Consider the following 23791-nt stretch of genomic DNA (forward strand, 5'->3'; position numbering starts at 1 on the left):
ATTTTTTAATTGGTCAATGGTCTGTTTTATATTCTTTTATTCTTCTCTTAAAGCTTCAATTGGTTTAATACTCGTTGCTTTGAAAGCTGGTATAAGTCCTATTAATGTTCCTAAAACAACAAGTATAATAAGGGCTATAAATACAACTGAGATAGAAACGGATGCATTAACAAGAGTTGCTTCTGGCCCCTGCCCAAATGCTGCATCGAGTCCTATTAAAATCCAACCACCACTAATAATCCCGAAAAACCCTGCTAATAGTGTAATAAATATGGCTTCAACAAGAATCTGACGCTTAATTTCATAAGGTGTGGCTCCTAATGCACGACGTACTCCAATCTCTTTAGTTCGTTCTTTTACGGTAATTAATAAAATATTACCAATAGCAAATACACCAGCTATAAGTGTTGCTATACCAACAAACCAAGTTAAAAATTGCATACCAACTAGGAAACCGGTCATTTTTGCAAACTCCTTACCTAAATTAAAACTTCCAAAAGCGCGTTCATCTTCAGGATGTACATTATTAAGGTTTTTCAAAATAAGCTTGGCATCATATTCTATTTGTTGAATATCAAACTCTGGTTTCCCAGTAATCATCATCCAACTAATATTTTCACCACGATTATAAATTTGTTGAAAGGTTGTAAATGGAATGTGCATATCCGAGGAAGGCCCCATGTTCATATTCCCATCTTCAAAAATTCCAATAATTTTAAAATTCATGCTGTTAATTTGAATCAACTCCCCCATTCCAGGTTCGTCTTTATCAAAAAGTTGCTTATAGACACTCTCCGAAATAACGGCTACTTTACGTTTTCCATCAATATCATTCTGGTTGATAAAACGTCCATGTATAAGTTTTTTCTTTTGAACCTTATCTAGTAACGGATAATCTCCATTGACACTAAAAGTTCCTGACAGAAAATTCCTTACAACCAAAGCTTGACTTTGACTTCTAGGGACTACAAACTCGATGCCCTCTACATTTTCTTCTACTTTTTTAGCATCCGTAACGGTTAGCTGAACTTGTCTTCCTTCCTGAAAGCCACGAAAAGGCTGACTGGTACTTTGAGCCCAAACAAATACACTGTTGGTTGCAAAATCACCAAACAAACGATTAAAAGCGTTTTCTATTCCTTTTGCTGACCCTAGTAATCCAATAAGTAATAAAATACCCCACCAGACACCTACCATAGTTAATATGGAACGTAATTTGTTTTTGCTTAAACTATCAAAAACCTCTTGCCAAGTATCTCTATCTGTTAAAAATTTAAGCATATTAATCGTCTCTTAGTGCTACAATAGGTTTAATTTGAGAAGCTTTCTTAGCTGGTAAATATCCCGCTATAGCGCCTGCTAGAATAAGTGTAACCGTTGCAGCAATAATTAATGAAGGTTGTACACTTGGGTCTTTTATAAAATACGATTCTAATACGGGGGCAGCTAATTCTAATGTACCCATACCTAATAATAATCCTACGTAACCAGCAATAGCTGTTATTAAAATCGATTCAATTAAAATAATTGACACAATAGAGCGCGGCGTGGCTCCTAAAGCTTTACGTATACCAATTTCTTTTGTTCGTTCTTTTACAATGAATATCATGATATTACTGATACCTACCACACCAGCAATTAAAGTACCGAAACCAATAACCAAAATAATAACTCCTAAAGCCCCTGTCATTTGTCCAACTGCTTTTGTTCCTTCTGCCATATTTTGAATACGAATAGCACGTTGATCCGTTTCTGCCACATCAAATCTATCCTTCATTTTGCTAGTTAAGGTTCTTCCGAAAGCAATGGCTTGATCGTAATCTAATTTCGGATTATACGTCAGGTTTATCTGATCTATATAGTCATTATTTCCATAAAGACGTTGTGCCGTAGAAACTGGCATATAAATTAAACGTTCTTCATTATCACCACCATCATCAGAGAAAACACCAACAACTTTATAAGGTATACCGTCCAAATTAACATACTTACCTAAAGCTGTTGTTTTCAGAAACAAATCTTCTTCTACCAGTCTACCAATCACTACAACTTTGGTGTGATTAGAAATATCCATTTCGTTAATATAACGACCTTGATCGATTATTGTTTTTTCAAGATATTGATGATCGGGATGAACCGCTCTAACCGAGTAACTACTTTTTTCATTTCTAAAAGTAGCGATAACATTTCGGTAAATACGAGATGTAATAAACTGTACTTTATCATCAAAGTCTGTTTTTACATACTCATAATCTTCGTTTTTAAACTGAATTCGTCTACCTGCTTGAAGTCCTTTATTGGCTTTGGTAGTCATGCCAGAATAAATCATTATAGAGTTATTCGCATCATCATTAAACGCATCGGCAAAAGTGTTTTGTAAACCATTAGCAAGACCGAATAGAATAGCAAACAACAAAATAGCAAAAGCTACAGTAAACCCCGAAAGCAAACTTCGCGTTCGGTTTTTATTTATACTTTGAAATATTTCGCGCCAAAGATCTATATCAAACATAATTCTCGGCTCTATCTTGTTCAACAACAACATCTTCAATTATAATCCCATCTTTAAGTCTCACAATACGTTTGCACATATTAGCAATATCCTCTTCGTGAGTTACCATTAAAATGGTTTTACCTTCATCATTTAACTGCTGAATAAAAGCCATAATTTCATGAGAAGTTTTAGTATCTAGTGCTCCTGTAGGTTCATCGGCAAGCAATAACTTCGGGTTTGCGGCTAAGGCACGAGCTATAGCTACACGCTGTTTTTGACCACCAGACAATTCATTCGGTAAGTGGTTAGCCCAATTAGCTAAACCTACTTTCTCTAAGTGAAACATACCCAGTTCTAAACGTTCGGCACGTTTCATTCCCTGATAATATAATGGTAACGCCACATTTTCAATGGCATTTTTATAATTTATAAGATTGAAAGATTGAAAAATAAACCCAAGAAATTTATTTCTATAAATAGCTGCTTTCTTTTCTGTAAGATCTTTAATTGGCACACCATCTAAGATATATTCTCCTTCATCCGCCTCATCCAACATTCCTATAATATTTAGGAGTGTAGATTTTCCAGAACCAGAAGAGCCCATAATTGCCACCATTTCTCCTTCTTCAACGGAAAGATCAATACCTTTTAAAACGTGTAAACTCGAATCACCTATTGGATAGGATTTGTGAAGTTTGCTAATGGATAACATAATCTACTTTGGGTTGGTTATAATTTCATTCTACAAGTAAGACTCATATTAAATAAAATTGTTACAACAAATGTAAATATATTTTATTCCGAAGTTTTTGGAGAGGTGTTAATGTTTTTATAAAAACACACACAGATACTGAATATCAACACAGTACAATAAACAACAAGTTCTATTAAACCTTATTTTTCTGTTTTAGATTTTTTAGTTCGGAAACTTCTGTAAATCAATAACGCAATACCACCAACAAGAATATAAGGCACAGCCATAAGATACACAATACCGTTATTGATGCCTTCAGCTTGACTCTGACCTTCTTCAGTTTCTAAAACAGCTCGACACATAGCACATTGTGCTTCGGCAGGAATAACGTAAAAAGCCATTAAAATAGCAGTCAGAATAACGGCTTTTTTTGTGTTTAGAAATTTCATATCAAGATCATTTAATTTCAATACTTTGTTCTTTATAACAGTTTTAGGCGTAATATGGTGAAATCATAATAAAAACCACCACACCAGATACTGCCACAAACAACCATAAAGGAAAAGTAATACGGGCTATTTTACGATGACGTTCTATATTATTAGTGATACCTCTTACATATGTGATTAACACAAAAGGAATAACAACTACAGAAAGAATTATATGAAGGATTAAAATAATGTAATATACATACTTCATTAAACCTTCTCCGCCATATTTAGTAGAATCGCTTGTCATGTGATAAGCCACATACATGGCTAAAAAACCTACTGATAAAAAAATAGCGAACTTAATTAAATTCTCATGCAATTTACGGTTTCCATTTTTTATGGCCCAAAATGCTAAAACCAAAACAATAGATGTTAACGCATTAGTGGTTGCATAAATAGGCGGTAAAAACATTAATGGTTCTACATTAGGAATCTTTACACCAAATAAAATGGCTACTACTATAGGTATTAGTACAGATAAAATTAAAATCCATTTATTGTACTTTGCTTCTGCTTGTAAATTTTCGTTCATTATTCTTTCAATAACTTAGCAATATCTGCTTTTAACATACTTATTTCTTCTCGCTGACCATCTTCATCAACCTTTTCTGCTTCACTGATTATACCTGAATAGAATATTTTAGGATTACCAAAGTCATCTTGTCTAGAACGAATAAATCCATTCTTATCTATCAAAGCGAAATTTCCTGAATGCTCAAAACTAGCTACATCTTCAGTTTCTTCACCTACATAAATATTAAAACCAATGTTAGCTAATTCAAAAATAGCATCTTGATCACCAGTCATTAAATGCCAATTCGGATTGGTAATACCGTATTTATCTGCATAAGCTTTCAATACTTCAGGTGTATCTATATCTGGCATGATGGTAAAAGATGCCACACCAAAATCTTCTAAACCTTCAAATTCATTTTGAATCTGAACTAAGTTTTCACTCATTCGTGGACAAATAGTAGGACATGTTGTAAAGAAAAACTCAACAACATAAACCTTTCCTAAATAGTCTTTATCTGTGATAATCTGGCCATCTTGATTTGTAAAGCTAAAAGCAGGAACTTTTTTAGGTGCCCCGTTGATATTTATAAACTCTAAATCGGCTGTTTCTTTTTTGGAGAAATCTGAACGACTTACTTTCTCGCTCCGGTTGTCATTTCGTACCGTATCATCATTTTTAATACGATCTACAATACGTGGAATAAACCAAATTCCAAATACTAGTATGATGAAGGCTATACCTACGTAAGAATAGTTTGTTTTGTTACTCATTATTTTCAGGTCTTAATTCGTTTGCACGACGTGTTTCAGAATCGAAATTACCTTTTCTTCTTTGGCGGTACTCTGTAAAAAGAACACGTAAATCTTCTGAACTCATTTTATTTTTTATCACAGCAACCTGAATGCAGTTATAGGCATCTAATCCGTAAACAGGTTTATTATTAGCTACTTCATTATCTGAACGGTCGTCTAGGCGTCCCCGTTGATTTAATTCAGTATCTACAATAAACACATTATCGCTTGCTAAATTATCTGATAATTGGAATGGTGCTTTTAGGCTATTAAAAGTATTCTGAATAGCAGCTTCGTCTATTGATACAAAATGCCAAAATTTTAAGTCTTCGTAACGTGCTATTTCTTTATATAAAGCTTCGGCTTCAGCTTCGGCACCTTTGGGTACTAATGCAACTATTTGGAATTTTTTAAACCCTTTAAATTTATCATAAACCAACTCCTTAAGATTAGAAGCGGCAATATTCATGTCCATAGGCTTACGGCCTATAAAAGCAAGAACGGTAATATGATCTTTAAGAGCAATATTATCTGCGTTAGTTGGAAGCTCAACTACATTTTCATTAATAATATCTAAGGGATTATAATTGTCTTCAGACAAGGATAGCACCAGGACAAACATAACCGGTAGGAAAAATAAAATACCTAGTATCAAATTCCTTTTTATCTGCTCTTTTCTCATAGTGCAAAAATAAAAAAAGGCGGTTTAAAAACCGCCTTTTCTAGAATATTTAACTGTATTAAAAATCTTGTTTTATAAAACCATTAATATAAACACCTTCTATATACCCGCCTTCTTGTAGTAAAATAAATACCAAGTAACAGATTAAGAAGATACTGGTCCAAACAACCATTTTTCTAAAGGCTGCAACTTCATCACGCATGTGCATAAAGTCCCAAGTAATATAATAAGCTTTAACAATGGTAAGAATGATAAAAATCCAATTTAATATTTTCATATTAAGGACATACCCATTTAAAACCTCTGGCTTATAAATACCTAATACAACTTCAACTGCTGTGATTACGGATAGAAGTATTAAAACACCCCAAATCTTTTGTTTGTTAGATTTGAATTTAATTGCTCCTCGAAAAATTTCTAATTTATGTGCGTCTGCCATTTCTAAGTGTATTATCTATAATTAAACAAGGTAGAAGAATGTGAATACAAATACCCATACTAAATCTACAAAGTGCCAATAAAGACCAACTTTTTCTACCATCTCATAACTTCCTCTTCGTTCGTATGTACCTAAAACAACATTAAAGAATATAATAATATTAAGTACAATTCCTGAAAATACGTGGAATCCGTGGAAACCAGTAATAAAGAAAAAGAAATCAGCAAATAACGGCGAACCGTATTCGTTTACAATTAAGTTTGCACCTTCTACAACGGCTTTTCCTTCAGCTTTTAGTTTCTGTAAAGATTCACCTCTTGAAAGTATTGTTTTATGACCGTTCTCATTTAATGTTTGAGTTCTTACTAACACATTTTCATGAGCTTCTAGTCCTTCAATTACCTCTGCAACTGTGTAAGTTGGCAACGTACCTTCTTGAACAAACCACAATCCGTTTTTACGTTCGTGTGCTGTTCTATCGGTATGCTCTGCAACTACAAAATCAGCTAAAGCAACACGCTTACCTTCAGTATCTACAAATTGTAAGATACGACCACCTTTGGTTTGAATGGCTCCATAATCACCTTGAATGAAAGTTTTCCATTCCCAAGCTTGTGAACCAACGAAAATAATACCACCTACAATAGTTAAAAACATGTAAATAGTAACTTTTGCTTTATTCATATGATGTCCTGCATCAACAGCTAACACCATTGTTACAGATGACATGATTAATACAAACGTCATGAACGCTACATAAATCATTGGTAATTCTTGTCCATGTAAAAATGGCACGTGGGTAAAGACCTCATCGGCTATTGGCCAAGATCCACTAAATTTAAATCTGGAAAACCCATAGGCTGCTAAAAATCCTGAAAACGTTAGGGCATCCGATACGATAAAAAACCACATCATCATTTTACCGTAACTTGCTTTTAGAGGTTCGTTACCGCCTCCCCAGATTTTACCTTCTGTTCCAGTTTTTACAACTGTAGTACTCATATGTTAAGTTTAGTTAATAAAAGTTGCACAAAAATAATCAATTTATCTTTTTAAAGAAACATCCACTACAAAATTTTAAAATCATTCTACAGATATTAAACAATAGCTAATTTAGTTTCTCTATTTAAGACCAGTTATTAGCCTACAAAATACAAGAACAAAAAGAGATAGACCCAAAGTAAATCTACAAAATGCCAGTAAGTTGCAGCCAATTCTATACCTAACATATGCTCGGCATTATACTTTTGTTTAAAATGATTATAAATTACGACTAACAAGCAAATTATACCAACAACAAGGTGCAAAATATGCACAACTGCTATTAAATAAATGTAGCTCATAGTTACATTACTTGTAGGACCTGTAAAATTATAGCCTAATTCTATAATTTCTTGAAAGCCTACAAACTGATTAAAAATAAAAACGGTTCCTAGTACAAAGGTTGCTAGCAACCAAACCATTGTCATTTTTCTATTATTTTGTGTTAAACTGCGTTTGGCAAGCCACATACAAATACTACTAATAACAATTACAATTGTACTTATTAAAAAAGCATTTGGCAATTCAAATTCTGAAGCCCAGTCTGGACGGGTTCTACTAACCACAAAAGCACTTGTCCATCCCGCAAACGACATGATTAATGATAAAATACCAAACCAAAGCATCATTTTTTTTGCGCGGCCTTTTTTCTCCTGTAAAGTTCCTAAGGTTAAATCCATAGTTATCTAATAAATTTATCTACTACGTAGACTATTTGTAATAAGGTTATGTAAGATACACTAGCCAACATAAGTTGTTTAGCCGACTGTACACTCATTTTTTTATAAAGTTGTATCGCGTAGTAAAGCATTCCTAAACCTAAAACAAATACGATAACGGCTGCTACTATAGATAATTGTAACCTTCCTGTAAACCCAAAAACAGGTACAATAGAAAGTAACAATGTCCAAACACTATACATAATTGTTTGTTTTGCCGTACCTCGATCTTGCTTTCCTGTTGGCAACATAAAGAAACCACCTTTTTTATAATCGTCAAAAAGAAACCAACCTATAGCCCAGAAATGTGGAAATTGCCAAAAAAACTGAATAGCAAATAAAGTACCTGGCTCAATACCAAAATCGTTTGTAGCCGCTACCCAACCTAACATGAATGGAATAGCACCTGGAATAGCACCTACAAAAACAGAAAGTGGTGTTTTTGTTTTAAGTGGTGTATACAAACATGTGTATAAGAAAATAGAAATCGCACCAAACATAGCAGTTTGCGGATTTATTGCGTATAAAATACCAATCCCTAGAACAGTAAATAGACAAGCAATAAAGAAAGCCATGTTAACAGACATTCTACCCGCTGCAACAGGCCTGTCTTTGGTTCTATCCATTAAAGCATCTAAATCTTTTTCGATAATTTGATTAAAAGCGTTGGAAGCTCCAACCATAAAATATCCGCCTAAGGCAAGTAAAGTTAGAATTGTAAAATCGACGGTTTCGGCACCTAAAAGGTATCCAGCTATGGAAGAAAAAACAACGCTTAACGACAAGCGCATTTTGGTTATTTCTTTAAAATCAGAAATAACGGTATGTTTAACCGGTAAAGTGGCTTGCTTACTCAAAGTAATGGTTGCTTTTAACGCGTTTATTGCGACTGCAAAGATACTTTGAAAAAGTAATTCTACAAATCAAAATACCAATTAAATAAATCGGTACGAATTCCCAGATTAAACCAAACCGTATCACTTTTAAAAGTTGTAGCATTTACAGCGTCTGGGCTGAAATTTCTGAAAGTCACATCAGCAAATAATTTTAAATTAGTTGCGGGATTAATTAGATAACCGGCTTGCAGGTTCGCATAAAATGTAGTTGCATTATTACCTTGACCAACAACGACACCATTATCGTAAGGTCTGTTATTATAACTCTCATAAATATCACCACCATAACTAAAGGTATCTGTGCTAGAATTGAAATCCAATCCGCGTTCTCCCACCACAAGTTTCGCATTTCCAAACCAACGCTCATAATGATAGCGCCCTATAAGTATAAACTCGCTAAAGTTAGCTCCCCATAAATGGGCCATGCTCTGGTTATTGTTCCCGTAATTAAGAACGACTGAATTATGCGAATATGTATAAGGTCTGACACGATTATATTCCGCTTGAAGCATTAAGTTTTTAACCTTAAAAGCATTGTAGTATTTTACACCCAATTGGTATCCGTACTTATTTTTCCAACTTTTATTTCCTCCAGTCATATCAGCTAATGAGAACTCATCTAGAATAAACTGACCATAGGCATTTATATTATCGGTAAACTTATACTTACCTGATAAACCCATAACTGCATTTCCAGAGTCTTGTCCGGTTTCAAACTCAATAGCACGATAAAAGATAATAGGATTTAAATAACTCACATCAAAACCGCGATTAGCTGTTTTAGACCAAATTACCGATTCGAAAAAACCAATATTTAAACGTTTAGTTACATTCCAACTTAAAAAATGAGTTGCCATATATTTGCTTAAATAAGCCCCTTCAGGATCAATCACATCGGGACGTGTATCACGAAGCCACATCCAAGTATTGGTGTACTTAATTTTCCAAAAAGTAGTATTCAATTTCAGAAATGGGTACGGGCTAGATACATCACTTGTAAATAATGATCGGTATCCATCACCTATGAAATTTTTCCCTTGCCCAAACTGAACATTAAAAAAGTTAGCTGGTGTAAAAGATAGATATGCTTCCGCTACTGGATAATCATAGGCATCTTCTTTAAATCGCTTAGCTATACCCCGCCCTGGAATAACAGCTACCTCATCGGCTGCTTTTATAGATTCTGCATAGTTATTATAATACTCCGCAAAACGTCCTTGACTCTCAAAAACTGATGCATAAAAGCTAAACTTTTTACCTAGTCCTCCTTGAATATTAACCCCACGTGTATTGTTAAATGTGGAACTAAAATCGGCTTCCGTATCCTTTCCTACTTGTAAATCAAAAATGGGATCGGCAGTAAACCAATAATCTTTTCCTTCTACGCGAACCAAACGTTCATTCCATAATTTACGTCCACCAAATGAAGTTTTTGATTTCTCCAAGGCTACTTTTTCAGCATTAAAATCATAATACTTAGAAACGTCCTCATACGTATAAGGTTTAGATCCTGTATGACTATTGGTACCAACTAAGTTTAAGTTACGTCCGAATTTAGCATAATAGTCGTGTGTAAACGGAATATTTAATTGGCTCGTATATTCTTTATTTGAAAAGGGTTTTAATTGCGCGTTAACACTATCATATTCTTTCTTGACGCCACGCTCTAATTCATCGAGTTCTGTTTCTTGCGCTGTTGATTCTGAAAGATCATTAGTTTCAACATTTTGAGCATTAAGCGGAATATTTAATTTAATAGAATATTGTTTATATGTGGGGTTTCCATTATAAGTAGCTCCTTGAATTTTAGGAAAATCCTCAAAAACACGCTTTGCTTCTTCTTTTAATTCAGAATAAGGTGCATCCACATAGATTGTTCGAAAAGTACCTTCAGCATTTACTTCAAATAAAACAATAATCGTACCCACAAAATTCTCTTGAGAAACAATTTCGGGAACTTCAAAATTATTAAATACCAAATCAAAAACCTGGGTATCAAAACAACTTTGAATTTCTGAAAAATCAACCGATTCACATTCAGGAAAAACGGGGGGCTTTTCGTAGTTTATATTATTTTGAGCATATAAGCTACATTGAAGCAAAAGAAGTAGGACAATACTAAGAGCACTCTTGTTCATTAATGGCGTATTTAATAAGGCTGAAAGATACTATTTTTTTAATAATACACCTATAAAAATACCGCTACCAAATGGAATTTGATAACGGCATAAACTGGTTATTTACTGGATATTAATTTGTTACCTGAAAAACAATAGGCAAGGTGTATAATACTGGTACATTTTTAGCTCCATGCCTAGCAGGAACCATTTTGGGAAGCTTGTTAATGGTTCGGTTAGCTTCTTCTTCCAGCAAACGGTGAGGTGCTCGTGTTTGTAATATTTCAATTGTTCCTTGGGCTGTGATTTTGAAATTTACATAAATTTTTTGTTTCCCTTTTAAACCAAGGTTAACTGATTTATCCGTATCAAATTTTTCTTTAACAAAGTTAGCCACCTGTGCATTTAAACAGGCTCGACGTTCATCATTAGTTTCAGCCGATTCACAACCTGGAAAAACAGGCACTTGTTCTACTAACATAATATTTACAGGCTCTTCTGGTAACGGTTCAAAATGTATAGCATTCGGATCTAAATCACCCTCATCAGCTTTTGGTTCTTCATTTAAAAATGTATCCGGTGATTCTGTTTGATTACTTGAATTTTTAACAACCTGTAAACTACCCGAATTTCTTGGCGCCTGCTTTTGAGGAACAAGCTCCTTTATGGGCTCCTTATAAACTTGGTAATTTACAACGGTTAAATCTGGATTAGGTTCTGCAGCAAGAACGAGTGCTGGCTCTGATTGTTTTACAGTTTCAAACTGCATTTCCAATAAGCCATAAGCAAACAGCAAGCAAATTATTAGTCCAACCTGAAAATAAATGGTGGCATTTTTTTGTAAATTCACAGCATGCTTATCACCTGTGTTTCTAGCTGAAGCACATGGCAGTGTGCCTTCATGTTTTTTGTTTAAAAAATTCATAATACTAAAATTTAAATGTTAATATTATGCTAAAACACAATAAGCATACCAAAAAAAAATCCCGCTACTTTAAAAGTAACGGGATTTTAATTTTGTATAAAAACCGCTCGGGTAATTAGTCTTGTACTTGGAACTTTATTGGTAAGTAATAAGGTACACGTACCGCTTTACCACGTTGCTTACCTGGTTTCATTTGAGGTAATAAACCAATAACACGTTTTGCTTCTTTTTCTAAACTTGGGTGTGGTGCACGAGCTTTAACATCTACAATCTCACCAGTTTTATCAATTTTAAAGAATACACGTATTTGTTGGATACCTGATAAACCTAATTCTTGAGCTAAATCTGTATTAAACTTTCTTGCAATGAATTCGTTCATTTTCTTATTCATACAAGCTTTTTTAGCATTGTTATCTCCTTTATCACATCCAGGGAAAACAGGAACATTTTCAATAACTGCAAAAGGAACCTCTTCAATTTCTTCTACTTCTTCTACTTCTACCTCTTCAATTTCAACAATCTCTTCTTCTTGACTTGTTTCTGTTGATTCGATAACTGTTTCTTCTACTTCCTCTTCATCTTCTACAACCTCAATCACTTCCGGTGCTGCTGGTGGCGGTGGCGGTGGTGGTGGCGCAATATTTGTTTGTGTAATTGGAATTTCTTCTTCTAGTTCTTCACCCATATCTAAGGTCCCAATATCAATCAGTTCTTTATCATAGGTTTTATAGTTAATAGCAATATTTGTTAAAAACAACATTAGTGCTAAACCAATTGCAAAAAACAACGAACTGTTTCTGCCAACATTTGCTTTAGGATTTTTTTTAGGTTCCATAGTTATAAATTTATTACTGCTCGCTAAAATAACCAATAAATTGGTAATTACACAAACGATTAATATTATTTAACGTCAGATTTTTTATAGAGTACAAATATGATTGTTGCCAAAAGAACACCTCCTATATTTGCTGCTATATCATAAAAATCGAAATGACGTGTATTTGTTAATTCGGTTTGTAAAACCTCAATTATTGTACCAAAACTAATACTAGTTAATACAACTATCAATAAAGTTTTAAAAACGGAATAATTAAATTGGGTATGTAAGGTATAAAACCAAAGCCCCGTAAAAAGAGCGTAAGCCCCAAAGTGAAAAATTTTATCTGAATACGAAGGTGCAATTTCTGCAATTTCATTAAGATCTAAACGCACCAAACTAACCGTTAATAAGGCAACAGAATAGGCTATAGAAATTAATAAACTATGCTTCTTAAGCACCAACTAATTCTTTATAAGCATCAGCAGATAATAAACCATCTACGTCTGCTACGTCTGCACATTTTAATTTAATCATCCAACCACTACCGTAAGGGTCGCTGTTAACCGTTTCAGGAGCATCTTCAAGGTCTTCATTAAATTCAATTATCTCACCAGAGATTGGTAAAAACAAATCGGATACCGTTTTAACAGCTTCTACAGAACCGAATACCTCATCGGCATCAAGTGTTTCATCTACTGTTTCAACTTCTACATAAACAATATCACCTAACTCACTCTGAGCAAAGTCTGTAATACCTACAGTGGCAATATCACCTTCTAGTTTAACCCATTCGTGGTCTTTTGTGTATTTTAATTCAGCTGGAATATTCATGGTCTTATTTTTTTTACAAATGTATTTATTAGCTTTCTAATTTCAAACTATTATATATTAATTACCAAAAGTATATCTTAGGGTTATCCCCGAGCGAATGGTTGTTTGCGGAAATGCCGTAGAAATAGCATATTCTGAAAAGGCATAATCAAAATAGAAAATACCCGTTAAGTTTTTACTAAACGCATAATCCGATGAAAATTTAAGAGACCAAATGGTTTGCCCTGAGGTTACTTGATTGTTCTCTAAGTCTAAATAACGGATAATAGTTTTATTTTCACGAACCGATATATCGGCCTTCATATTTAAATCACTAACTATTCGTTTTTTAGGCCCTGCTAGTTTGGTTCTAATTCTAACGTCTTTTATGCGATACCCCAATCCTACGATATATTCATTACCTTGAATTTCCGTCATCAAGTTATTATCAAAACTTAATGATAACAAACGGTCTTTCTTCATTTCGAGAAGAATTTTTATAGAGTTTCGCATTTCCATATCAATACGGAACAGCGGTGTAAACATTTCACTTAAACTAATATTACTATATAAGCTTTCGTTTTTAAAGTTACCACTCTGATCAACTTCTGTCGGGTTACTAGCATCATAATCTAAGTTTGTTCTAAACTGATTGATGGTATAATTAGAGCGGTATCCATGAACAATTGAGAATCGCTTAAATTTACTCTTAAACCATTTCAAATTCATTAAACCGGTATACTTAATATCCCAGTTTGGAATTGGCACATCACGGAAGGCACCTAATGATACGCTTTCGGCATCTTTACCTGTATAAGCAGATAAGAACGATGGCAATAAAACGGCTTGACTATTTTTCCCAAAACCTACAGGATACCCTTCAGAGTCTATTGGGTAAGCAGCATTACCATAAAATTCCTCCGCCAATCGGTTTGCTACTTTTAATCGGTTGGAACGGAATTCGTTAAATGCTTGCGATTGAACTTCATCACTTGCGCTAAAGGCTGTTTTAAGTAAAACGGTAGAAATATTAAAATTTCCGAATGCATTAGGCGTAAGAGACTCGTATTCTAGCTCGCTTCCTAAATCATTAACTCGATAATTTTCAGTATAACTTTCCGAATACATACGGTTACCTACTACATCAATTTTTAAATCTTTGAATGGTTCAATATTCGCTGAATAGTCTAATTGTCTTGTTTTCGTTGCACGATATTGATCATTAAAATCAGGATACAATGTTAACCACCCACGACTAGCTGCCATATTTCTAATATCATTCTGACTACCAAATGTAAATCCTACTGTTGGTTTTAATGTTCCTATAAAACCAGGTGTTTGCAAATAACCCGGTAGATATGTACCATTGGTTTCCGAGTAGTTAAGTTGAATACGTTTTACAGCTGTAACAATACCAATTCCGGTATTCATTAATTTAGTTCCTGTATTATTCTTGGCTACATCTTCAGTTTCTGCTTTAGGAGCCGAGCGCTGCAGACTTTGCCCTGGTGGTGTTGGTGAACGTTTAGCATTAGAACGAGAAGCTGCACCGTTTTTACGGATTGGTTTTTTCTTTAACCCGACGTAATTATACAACTTACTCATATTAAATGAGGTGTTTAGGTTATGCTGATTGGCATTCGACACGACATTTCCTAAATTATACGTTAAACCATCTATTTCTAATTCTTGTAAAACATCGGAACCTTTTTGCCATTGAAATTCACCACTATAGGAATAATTAGCATCTATAAAGGCAAAGGTTGGAATCTTATTTATAGGTATTTCATAATTAACACCTAATTGTTGGTATTGGGTATTGGGGTCACCAAAGTCGAAAAAGCCATCCCAAACATCTAAACTTGGATCTTGCTCGCCATTTAGAATAACATCATTTTGGAAATAATTACGAACAATATTCACATTCGATGCCGTAAAATTCATAGACAGAGACTTCGTTAAGTTGTAATTAATGGTATATCCGAAATCGAATGTATAATTACGTCTATACAGTTCTTGAATACCAATATTGTCTCCTCCTAAATCAAGTTCTCTAAATTTTTGCTTATTAAACTGTCTGGTAATATTTGAATTTACAGTGAAACTAGCAGGCAGTGGATTAAAATTAAAGTCCTTTAAAATCTTCCAGTATTTACCTGTAAATAATGAATCATTTTTCTTAAAAGGCTCAACGCTTAACGGAGCAAAATTATAAGCATAGTTAAGTCCGGTACGCACATTTTTATCTACAGAACTCTCTATTTCAAAATCACGGTGTTCAATTTTATTGTAAGAATAGTTTAATGTGAAATTTTCTACATCATAAAAACGCGGTGTAGCATCGGTAGTTCGTATTTTTCGTACCCCGATAAAATTAATACTCTTACGTTTGGTGAAATTTTCATTTACGTTAAGTATGGAATCTTGATTAACATTGTTATCCAATTGGGTATCAAGTTCTATATCGCGATAATACTCATCATAACGTGGTGTAATTTTTTCCTCACCTACTCCATAGTTAAACGGTATTTGAATACCCCATTTTTCTGGTAATAATTGCCCTACATTAACGTTTGTTACAACATCATATTGCTGAACATCTTCTAAACTACGCTCTTCAGGTCCTTGCTCGATACTTCCAAAACCAGAAGTACTCTTACGACCTGTTGCACTAATACTGGCAAAATCGGCAATATTGGAATCCATACTTAAAACAGCAGCCCAACCGCCATCACTATCCATATCAGATAAACGCAATTCATTTAACCATACTACAGCACACCTATCTACAGCTGCTCTGTTTTTCACACCCACCATAAGGGTTCTAATATCACCAAAATTAGGATTACCAACAATGGCAACACGATGGAAAGCATCGGAATCAGATAAACCTACTGGTAGTGGATCGTATTCATTAACAGCTGCATTACTTAGCTGTTCTTGAATAACATCATAATAAGTTGGGTCTAAACTATTAATATTTCCGGCTGCAATGGCTTTCGATTTTATTTGTTGTAAAACCTCTAAAGGTAAGTTTACTTGATTGGCTTCAGGCCATAAAGCTTCACGTGAAAGACCTTGAGAAACTTTAAGCGGTACCATGATTTCGTAGTAATTCTGTGTTAAATCATTACCCATACGAATGAAACCAAATAAATCATCGTCATCCAAACCTGGCTGATCACCTTCTTCGGCGTGCATATACATACGTAATCGTTTGTATTGACGCATATCTACATTGATATTTTTAAATACAGCACGACCATCTTCAGTTTCTAAACCACATACATCTAATAGTAATGATTGTTCGTTCTGACGAATAACAGTATTGTTATTAAAAAGCTCTTCTGGATCTACACCTGGAGGCGACTGGTAACTACCATCGTTTTCAAGAGTACTTACAACACCAACAGAAAATTCGGTAGCATCCAATTCAGGATCACCTTCATCGGTATCTAATGTTTGTGTATAACGACGCCATTCACTACGTACTAAATCTAACGTACCAAAACGCATAACCGTTGGCTGAGAAAACTCTTTAAGATACATACGTGCAAATCGGATAGATCGTAAATCCGAAATACCGCCAATTGCCGTTTTATCAATATCATCAACAGGAATTCTAAACTGATACCAAACTGGGGTTTTGTTTTCACCATTTGGCATTACACGCTCTTGATTGGCTTTAATATCTACAATATACTTATTATCAATATTTAAATCAGAGGGTTTAATATCCAATTCATACTCATAATAACTATCAATAGTATTCATGGTATTATCACGATTCACATCCTCAACATCGGGTTGAGACGTTGAACCACGCTCTGTGTCCGAAAAAGTATCTGGCGAGTTACCATCTACACCATTGTAACGCTTGTATCGTTGAAAAATATCACCATCAGTATTTAAAAAATACTCGTAATTATCATTAGCTGGATCTTGAAGTGCTGCATAATTTGTAAAAACAGCTTGCTCATCAGAATCACTAAAACCATCATAACCAACATCTTGATTATCACGCTCATCACCCGTTGTATCAAAGGCATAAATAAGCGATTGATTTTGAGGGTAAACTGTATTCCACGAGGCAGATTGCGGTAAAACTCCAATAACATTCCCATCTATAGGTAAGCCGTTTTCATAAAGTTTACGACCATCTTTAACTACATCCTCTGAGATATTACCTAAGTTAAACACAAGCTTTCCTCCTGGATTTGTAGGGTTTTCTTGGAATGGATCTTGTAACCAGAATTCAATATACTCTACATTAGCTTGCTCAAAATCTGTAGAATTTAAACCTCTTGTTATACCAGCCCAACTATTTTGTGGAACTGTTAACTCATTTTCAGTAATATCTACATTGTTTGTTTGAAAATTGTAAGGTCCACGTTCGTTAGGATAGTAAGCTAAATCTAAAGTATATAAAACCGTTGTCTGTCCTTGAGCAATATCTTGTGCGGGGAAAAGCTCGTTGATAAATACACGACTGGTGTATAGATCCGAAATATCATCGTCATTAATACCGCTTGGACTTTGACTACTGTAAAAAATAGGGTCAATAGTATACCAGTTTAGTAATGCACGATCGTATCCTTGCTCTATACCATTTTGATCGTCATTATTACCATTTATCCCTAGAGGTCTACTTGATAAAAACCACGACTGTGGCGATTTTAAATCTATATTATTTTGTGAGCCCTCAAAATCATCAACATAAGAAGTGGCTTCTCCTTCAAAGTCAGTTCCACTTGGAGAACCAGGCGCCAAATATGCAAATTCACCTCTAACTGATAAATTAGACATCACATCTGTATCTATATTAGGAAGCTTATTAACTAAGCGCGTTAAAAAGGGCACTTCGGTTGAATAATTTCCATTAAAACCAAAAATATGATTATTTATAGGTTCCTGACTATAATTGGCTTTCTGAGTAATTGGACGTTCGTTTAGATGTAACCACGTACCTCCAATTACAAAATTCTCGTTAAACTTATGTTCGACATTTATACCTGTAAAACGCTTCGTTTGTTGACCAAAAACAGCATTGTTTTCTGTTGATACTTGAATTGGTGTATTAGAAGCCTTTAATGCTTCGTCTAGAATTTGAACAGTACCTGCTGAATAATTAACGGTATAATCAACACCCTCTACAAGTGTTCGTCCTCCTGCAGTAACAGTAACCGAACCACGAGGAACATTAAAAGCCCCTATAGGAATACCATCACTCCCCTCCGATGTATAACTACCTTTTATTTTAAATTTATTCTTATCAGCTTCTTCTAATGCCGCCGATTTTGTCTCCTTATAAAGCACGTCGTAAACATACTTGGATTGATTAGGGTTATAGGTAGCTGTATTGGTATAATCTTCAGCATTTGATAATGATAGCGTTTCAAATAAATACTCTCCAAAAGGCTCTACTTTAGTGAAAACAATTTTCCCGTTTTCTGGTAAGACTGTTACCCCTGAAACAAAATCAAAAAACCCATCACCATTATTTTGAGGGTCGCCATTAAAGTTCAACCTATCTAAATTAAATAAACGCAGTAGTGTTGTTTCTTGAATAGGGTTTCCTTCAAAATCTGGAAATGCAGTTCCTTCTACTGGCGATATATAATTTAAAGGAGACGCTTCATTGTAAAAGATATTAAGTTTAAAATCTTCTTGACTTAATTGATAGGCTCCTGTATCGTATATATTTTTCATCATTAAGTCCCAAATAGGCTGCTGAACATTGGTAATAGGACTCTTTAATAATTTTAAAACTAAGGTATTATTCGTAACAGTAGTTATAGCTCCAGAGTCATCAACACCTGTTGGATCCACTCCGCCGTTAGCAAATTCACCAACTTGATACACTTGCCCACCTACCGTATACTGGAATGCAACGGCAACTACTTCATCATTGGTTAATCGTTGGTTTAAGGAAATATATCCTAATTGCGTATTAACGGTATATTCTTGACCTTCGGTAAGTTTTCTTGCGTTTTCAAGTTTTGCATAATCTGAACCTTCACTTACAGAAGCTGAAAGACTTCCAAAACCTTGCTGTGCAGTTGCAATATCACGAATAGCACTTGTTAATATGGAACCAGAACCAATAGTTGTTGGATTATAATCATTATTACTATTATCTGGGTATGCATTAGGACCAGCATTTAAGAATCCTGCAGGTATAGGATTTAATAAAATATCATTGGCAAGAGGGTCGGAATTAGATTCACCTAAATCCTGAAGGGCTACTATATTTCTAACGTTTTCAGTTCGGTTTGTTCTATTGGTAATCCAAACTTCAATACGTGTAATTTGAACATTGGAGAATATATAAGGGTAATTAGCTAAAGCCTCATCATAGTGATCTCTAAAATAATGCGCTAAAAAGAAGTGACGGTTTTCATCATAATCTCTAGCAAAGAAATCAAACTCTTCTAAAGTACCACCGCCTTGAGCTACAACTGTTGTTCTATCGGATTTTTGTTCGGAAAACACACCCGTAATAGTCGTTTTTCCAAACTGTAATTGTGTTTTAACACCAAATAAACTTTGTGCACCTGTAATTAGAGAACTATTTAAAGGCATACTAACGTTACCTACTTCAATTTTTTGAATAATATCGTCTTCTGTTGGGGTATACTCTAATTTAATTAAATTCTGAAAATCAAAAGTTGATTCGGTATCATAATTGGCTGTAATTTGAAGTCTAGTTCCTACTTTACCTAACAAACTTAAACTAATTCGTTGATCAAAATCGAATGTAAAACTAGATCTATTTCGCGGTGAAAAGGCTGGATTATCTTGCTTTGTAAACAAAATACCTAAGTCCATTTCTACCGAACCTTGTGGAATAACCTCAATAGTATTACCTCCAAATATTGTTTCAAAGAAACCGGAATTCACATAAAATTCGGGTAATAAATTTTTCTGTTCCTCTTCACTACCTTCCTTTTTCCCCTCAAAAGCATCAATTTTTTGTTTGTAGTACGACTGTAAACTTTGCTTAACTATTAAATCTTGATACTCTTTAGGTGTTAAAATTATGGGGTAATTTATATTAAAATCACCTACTGTTTCCGTATAAATATATCTATCTGTAATAGGGTCGTACTTGTATTTAGACTCAATACTAGACGGATTAGGCATTTGCATATTACCCATATTAAACCCCGTTTGTGTAGAATCTTGATTTACAGGGTTTGTTTGAGACCACGTGATTAAGGAACAACATAAAGCACCAACAATTAGTACGTAGTTTTTTATTGATTTATATAAATTTGGGTTAGTTGTATTCAAAATCTATTATAAATTTTTTAACGCTTGCTTAATAATGGTTTCGACATCGGCTTGAGGCTCTTGCTTTAAAAACTTATCAACTACACGTTCTGCCTGTTTCTTTGTATAGCCTAAAACCTCCAATGCTGATAACGCTTCATCTTTATTAGTATTGCTTTGTGCTGTAGAATTTTCATCAATATCATAGACTTTTAAAACTTTATCTTTCAAGTCTAAGATAACGCGCTGTGCCGTTTTTGCACCAATACCTTTTATTGATTGTATTAACGCAACATCCCCAACGGCAATACCTTCACGTACTTGTACAGGTGTTAATGACGACAACATGGTTCGGGCAGTACTGGCGCCAATACCACTTACAGACAACAACATTCTAAAAATTTCACGCTCTGCTAAAGACGAAAAACCAAATAACGTATGCGAATCTTCTTTTACCTGAAGATGGGTATACAGTTTAAGGTTTTCGTTATCGGGAATTTGCGAAAATGTATGAAGCGAAATATTTAAATGATAGCCAACACCGTTGCAGTCTATAACAACGCCTGTTGGCTTTTTCTCAACAAGTTTTCCTTGAATATGTGTAATCATTAATTAACAAGATATTAACTCTCAAATGTAATAAATTTATTGACAATACAAAGGTGTTTGTTTTGAGAATCACCCTTTTTGCGATTGTTCATATTTTTCTTTTTGCTGTGCATCAATAACCGCAATAGCTGTCATGTTTACAATTTCGTCCACACTAGCATCTAATTGTAAAATATGAACAGGCTTACGCATCCCCATCATAATAGGCCCTATAGAGTCGGCTTTATTTAATTCTTTCAACAATTTATAGGTGATATTTCCTGATTCTAAATTCGGAAATATTAACGTATTGACCTTTTTACCTGCCAATTTAGAAAACGGAAAACTATCTTGAAGCATTTCACTATTTAGTGCAAAATCGGCTTGCAGTTCACCATCTACTAATAAATTAGGATGTCTTTGATGTAAATATGCTACGGCTTCACGTACTTTAATTGCTGTTTGATTTTTTGATGAACCAAAATTAGAATACGATATCATAGCCATTACAGGCTCCATTCCGAACATTTTTACCACACCCGCTGTCATTTGTGCAATTTTAGCTAAATCGGCTGCTGAAGGGTTAATATTTATAGCAGTATCACTTAAAAATAAAGGTCCACGCTGAGTCATCATAATATTGGTTGTTGCCACACGTGTAGAACCTGGTGCTAGACCAATAAGTTCCAACATCGGTTTTACAACAGATGGGTAGCTACGTGAAAAACCAGAAATTAAAGCATCGGCATCACCTTCATTAACCATCATGGCTGCAAAATAATTACGCTCACGCATCATTTTTTCAGCGGAATATAAGGTTACCCCTTTACGCTTACGTTGTTCCCAATATACTTTAGCATACGCTTTTAAACGATCTTCTTCTTCGTCCGATTTAGGATCTATAATTGGCACATCGGCATCAAACTCTATTTCTAATTTTAGTTTTTCAATTACCGAACGTCGTCCAAGTAAAATAGGATGAGCAATTCCCTCATCATAGGCAATTTGTGCTGCTTTTAACACATCTAAATGATCCGCTTCAGCATATACAACTCGCTTTGGACTTAATTTAGCACGGTTTAATAATAAACGTACTACTTTATTATCAGAACCTGAACGTTCTAAAAGTTCATTTTCATACTTATCCCAATCAGAAATTGGATGTTTAGCTACACCACTTTTCATTGCTGCTTTTGCTACAGCTGGTGGTACTTGCGAAATTAATCGTGGATCAAATGGTTTTGGAATAATATAATCCCTACCAAAGGTAAGTCGTGTTTCACCATAAGCAATATTAACCTGTTCTGGAACCGGTTCTTTAGCTAACTTAGCCAAGGCAACAACTGCTGCCATCTTCATTTCCTCATTAATTTTTGTAGCACGAACATCTAATGCACCTCTAAAAATAAATGGGAAACCTAATACATTATTAACTTGGTTAGGATGGTCACTTCTACCTGTAGCCATGATAATATCTTTACGAGTAGCTACAGCCAAATCGTATTGAATTTCAGGATCGGGATTAGCCATGGCAAAAACTATTGGGTTTTCTGCCATAGACAATAACATGTTTGGTGAAACGATATTAGACGTAGAAAGTCCGATAAATACATCAGCATTGTTCATCGCTTCATCCAGCGTATCAATTTTTCTGTGGGTTGCAAATTCTGCTTTTTCTTTAGTTAAGGTTTCTCGATCTTGACGAATAACACCTTTACTATCTAACATAACCATATTTTCGCGCTTGGCACCAAAAGCTTGATACAGGCGTGAACATGAAATAGCCGCTGCACCTGCTCCACTGATTACGATTTGTACTTCGTCAATTTTTTTACCTGTAATCTCTAAGGCATTTAATAATGCTGCCGCAGAAATTATAGCAGTACCATGCTGATCGTCATGCATAACAGGAATATCTAATTCCTCTTTTAACCTTCGCTCTATTTCAAAAGCTTCAGGAGCTTTTATATCTTCTAAGTTAATCCCACCAAATGTAGGAGCTATCTTTTTAACCGTTTGAATAAACTCTTCTATATTTTCAGTATCAACTTCAATATCAAAAACATCTATATCGGCAAATATTTTAAAAAGCAAACCCTTTCCTTCCATTACTGGCTTAGAGGCTTCTGGTCCAATGTTTCCTAGACCTAAAACGGCTGTTCCATTAGATATTACAGCTACTAAATTCCCTTTAGTAGTATATTTATAAACGTTATCTACATCTTTAGCTATTTCAAGGCATGGCTCTGCAACACCCGGTGAATAGGCTAATGATAAATCGCGTTGACTTGCATATTTCTTTGTTGGAACAACTTTTATTTTCCCCGGTGTAGGCTTAGCGTGATATACTAATGCTTCTCTTCTTCTGCTTTGCTTGCTCATAATTGTAAAATAATTAAGAAGCAAATATAAGCATTGTCAGACTTCTATTTTGTTATTTGAATATGAATATTTCGTTGTTATTTTGGTAACAATACCTATCTAAATTGATTAAA

General features: G+C 34.5%; 19 protein-coding genes. All 19 read right to left on the reverse strand.

Annotated features, from left to right (window positions below):
- Nucleotides 1-36: 36 nt before the first annotated feature.
- The 19 genes from ACW5R3_RS13145 to ACW5R3_RS13235 all read right to left on the reverse strand — a co-directional run bounded on the left by ACW5R3_RS13145 (nt 37) and on the right by ACW5R3_RS13235 (nt 23678).
- Nucleotides 37-1281, reverse strand: a complete 1245-nt coding sequence (locus tag ACW5R3_RS13145) for an ABC transporter permease (RefSeq protein WP_456577474.1) — start codon at nt 1279-1281, stop codon at nt 37-39.
- Between the two features lies 1 nt (nt 1282).
- On the reverse strand, nt 1283-2512 hold the full coding sequence (locus tag ACW5R3_RS13150) for an ABC transporter permease (protein WP_456577475.1): 1230 nt from the start codon (nt 2510-2512) through the stop codon (nt 1283-1285).
- A complete protein-coding gene (locus ACW5R3_RS13155) occupies nt 2505-3206 on the reverse strand; it encodes an ABC transporter ATP-binding protein (RefSeq protein WP_456577476.1) in 702 nt (233 codons plus the stop codon). Before ACW5R3_RS13155 ends, ACW5R3_RS13150 begins: the two co-directional genes overlap by 8 nt.
- A 182-nt stretch (nt 3207-3388) precedes the next feature.
- Nucleotides 3389-3637 carry a hypothetical protein gene (locus ACW5R3_RS13160; protein ID WP_456577477.1) on the reverse strand — a complete coding sequence of 83 codons (249 nt, stop codon included), beginning with the start codon at nt 3635-3637 and terminating at the stop codon, nt 3389-3391.
- A gap of 43 nt (nt 3638-3680) precedes the next feature.
- Complete coding sequence (locus ACW5R3_RS13165; RefSeq protein WP_456577478.1) at nt 3681-4211, reverse strand: DUF420 domain-containing protein; 531 nt, start codon at nt 4209-4211, stop codon at nt 3681-3683.
- On the reverse strand, nt 4211-4966 hold the full coding sequence (locus ACW5R3_RS13170; RefSeq protein ID WP_456577479.1) for an SCO family protein: 756 nt from the start codon (nt 4964-4966) through the stop codon (nt 4211-4213). The genes ACW5R3_RS13165 and ACW5R3_RS13170 overlap by 1 nt, the downstream gene beginning before the upstream one ends.
- Complete coding sequence (locus tag ACW5R3_RS13175; RefSeq protein ID WP_456577480.1) at nt 4959-5669, reverse strand: hypothetical protein; 711 nt, start codon at nt 5667-5669, stop codon at nt 4959-4961. Before ACW5R3_RS13175 ends, ACW5R3_RS13170 begins: the two co-directional genes overlap by 8 nt.
- A 58-nt stretch (nt 5670-5727) precedes the next feature.
- Nucleotides 5728-6108 (reverse strand): cytochrome C oxidase subunit IV family protein, encoded by a 381-nt coding sequence (locus ACW5R3_RS13180; protein ID WP_456577481.1) that lies wholly within the window; start codon nt 6106-6108, stop codon nt 5728-5730.
- A 21-nt stretch (nt 6109-6129) separates the two neighbouring features.
- Entirely contained in the window at nt 6130-7110 is a 981-nt protein-coding gene (locus tag ACW5R3_RS13185) for a cytochrome c oxidase subunit 3 (protein ID WP_456577482.1), read from the reverse strand.
- 137 nt (nt 7111-7247) lie between these two features.
- The gene (locus tag ACW5R3_RS13190) at nt 7248-7829 is read right to left on the reverse strand and encodes a cytochrome c oxidase subunit 3 (protein ID WP_456577483.1); all 582 of its coding nucleotides are present in this window, start codon (nt 7827-7829) and stop codon (nt 7248-7250) included.
- Nucleotides 7830-7831: 2 nt separating this feature from the next.
- Nucleotides 7832-8725 carry a heme o synthase gene (cyoE, locus tag ACW5R3_RS13195; RefSeq protein ID WP_456577484.1) on the reverse strand — a complete coding sequence of 298 codons (894 nt, stop codon included), beginning with the start codon at nt 8723-8725 and terminating at the stop codon, nt 7832-7834.
- 59 nt (nt 8726-8784) lie between these two features.
- A complete protein-coding gene (locus tag ACW5R3_RS13200) occupies nt 8785-10902 on the reverse strand; it encodes a gliding motility protein RemB (protein ID WP_456577485.1) in 2118 nt (705 codons plus the stop codon).
- A 112-nt stretch (nt 10903-11014) separates the two neighbouring features.
- A complete protein-coding gene (locus ACW5R3_RS13205; RefSeq protein ID WP_456577486.1) occupies nt 11015-11806 on the reverse strand; it encodes an energy transducer TonB in 792 nt (263 codons plus the stop codon).
- A gap of 115 nt (nt 11807-11921) precedes the next feature.
- Nucleotides 11922-12641 (reverse strand): energy transducer TonB, encoded by a 720-nt coding sequence (locus ACW5R3_RS13210; protein ID WP_456577487.1) that lies wholly within the window; start codon nt 12639-12641, stop codon nt 11922-11924.
- Nucleotides 12642-12706: 65 nt separating this feature from the next.
- Nucleotides 12707-13084, reverse strand: coding sequence for a VanZ family protein (locus ACW5R3_RS13215; RefSeq protein WP_456577488.1), 378 nt, complete (start codon nt 13082-13084; stop codon nt 12707-12709).
- Nucleotides 13077-13457 (reverse strand): glycine cleavage system protein GcvH, encoded by a 381-nt coding sequence (gene gcvH / locus ACW5R3_RS13220; RefSeq protein ID WP_456577489.1) that lies wholly within the window; start codon nt 13455-13457, stop codon nt 13077-13079. The genes ACW5R3_RS13215 and gcvH overlap by 8 nt, the downstream gene beginning before the upstream one ends.
- A 57-nt stretch (nt 13458-13514) precedes the next feature.
- Nucleotides 13515-20729: a T9SS outer membrane translocon Sov/SprA gene (gene sov / locus ACW5R3_RS13225; RefSeq protein ID WP_456577490.1), complete on the reverse strand. Its 7215-nt coding sequence runs from the start codon at nt 20727-20729 to the stop codon at nt 13515-13517.
- Between the two features lie 6 nt (nt 20730-20735).
- Complete coding sequence (ruvA, locus tag ACW5R3_RS13230) at nt 20736-21317, reverse strand: Holliday junction branch migration protein RuvA (protein ID WP_456577491.1); 582 nt, start codon at nt 21315-21317, stop codon at nt 20736-20738.
- A 69-nt stretch (nt 21318-21386) separates the two neighbouring features.
- On the reverse strand, nt 21387-23678 hold the full coding sequence (locus ACW5R3_RS13235) for an NADP-dependent malic enzyme (RefSeq protein ID WP_456577492.1): 2292 nt from the start codon (nt 23676-23678) through the stop codon (nt 21387-21389).
- Nucleotides 23679-23791: the final 113 nt, after the last annotated feature.

The sequence above is a fragment of the Algorimicrobium bowmanii genome (genome assembly GCF_054031195.1).

Coding starts and splice junctions, on each gene's coding strand:
- ACW5R3_RS13160 (WP_456577477.1), bottom strand. CDS start 3,637: ATGAAATTTCTAAACACAAAAAAAGCCGTTATTCTGACTGCTATTTTA.
- ACW5R3_RS13155 (WP_456577476.1), bottom strand. CDS start 3,206: ATGTTATCCATTAGCAAACTTCACAAATCCTATCCAATAGGTGATTCG.
- gcvH (WP_456577489.1), bottom strand. CDS start 13,457: ATGAATATTCCAGCTGAATTAAAATACACAAAAGACCACGAATGGGTT.
- ACW5R3_RS13170 (WP_456577479.1), bottom strand. CDS start 4,966: ATGAGTAACAAAACAAACTATTCTTACGTAGGTATAGCCTTCATCATA.
- ACW5R3_RS13150 (WP_456577475.1), bottom strand. CDS start 2,512: ATGTTTGATATAGATCTTTGGCGCGAAATATTTCAAAGTATAAATAAA.
- ACW5R3_RS13180 (WP_456577481.1), bottom strand. CDS start 6,108: ATGGCAGACGCACATAAATTAGAAATTTTTCGAGGAGCAATTAAATTC.
- ruvA (WP_456577491.1), bottom strand. CDS start 21,317: ATGATTACACATATTCAAGGAAAACTTGTTGAGAAAAAGCCAACAGGC.
- ACW5R3_RS13175 (WP_456577480.1), bottom strand. CDS start 5,669: ATGAGAAAAGAGCAGATAAAAAGGAATTTGATACTAGGTATTTTATTT.
- ACW5R3_RS13210 (WP_456577487.1), bottom strand. CDS start 12,641: ATGGAACCTAAAAAAAATCCTAAAGCAAATGTTGGCAGAAACAGTTCG.
- ACW5R3_RS13185 (WP_456577482.1), bottom strand. CDS start 7,110: ATGAGTACTACAGTTGTAAAAACTGGAACAGAAGGTAAAATCTGGGGA.
- ACW5R3_RS13190 (WP_456577483.1), bottom strand. CDS start 7,829: ATGGATTTAACCTTAGGAACTTTACAGGAGAAAAAAGGCCGCGCAAAA.
- ACW5R3_RS13145 (WP_456577474.1), bottom strand. CDS start 1,281: ATGCTTAAATTTTTAACAGATAGAGATACTTGGCAAGAGGTTTTTGAT.
- ACW5R3_RS13235 (WP_456577492.1), bottom strand. CDS start 23,678: ATGAGCAAGCAAAGCAGAAGAAGAGAAGCATTAGTATATCACGCTAAG.
- ACW5R3_RS13165 (WP_456577478.1), bottom strand. CDS start 4,211: ATGAACGAAAATTTACAAGCAGAAGCAAAGTACAATAAATGGATTTTA.
- ACW5R3_RS13200 (WP_456577485.1), bottom strand. CDS start 10,902: ATGAACAAGAGTGCTCTTAGTATTGTCCTACTTCTTTTGCTTCAATGT.
- ACW5R3_RS13205 (WP_456577486.1), bottom strand. CDS start 11,806: ATGAATTTTTTAAACAAAAAACATGAAGGCACACTGCCATGTGCTTCA.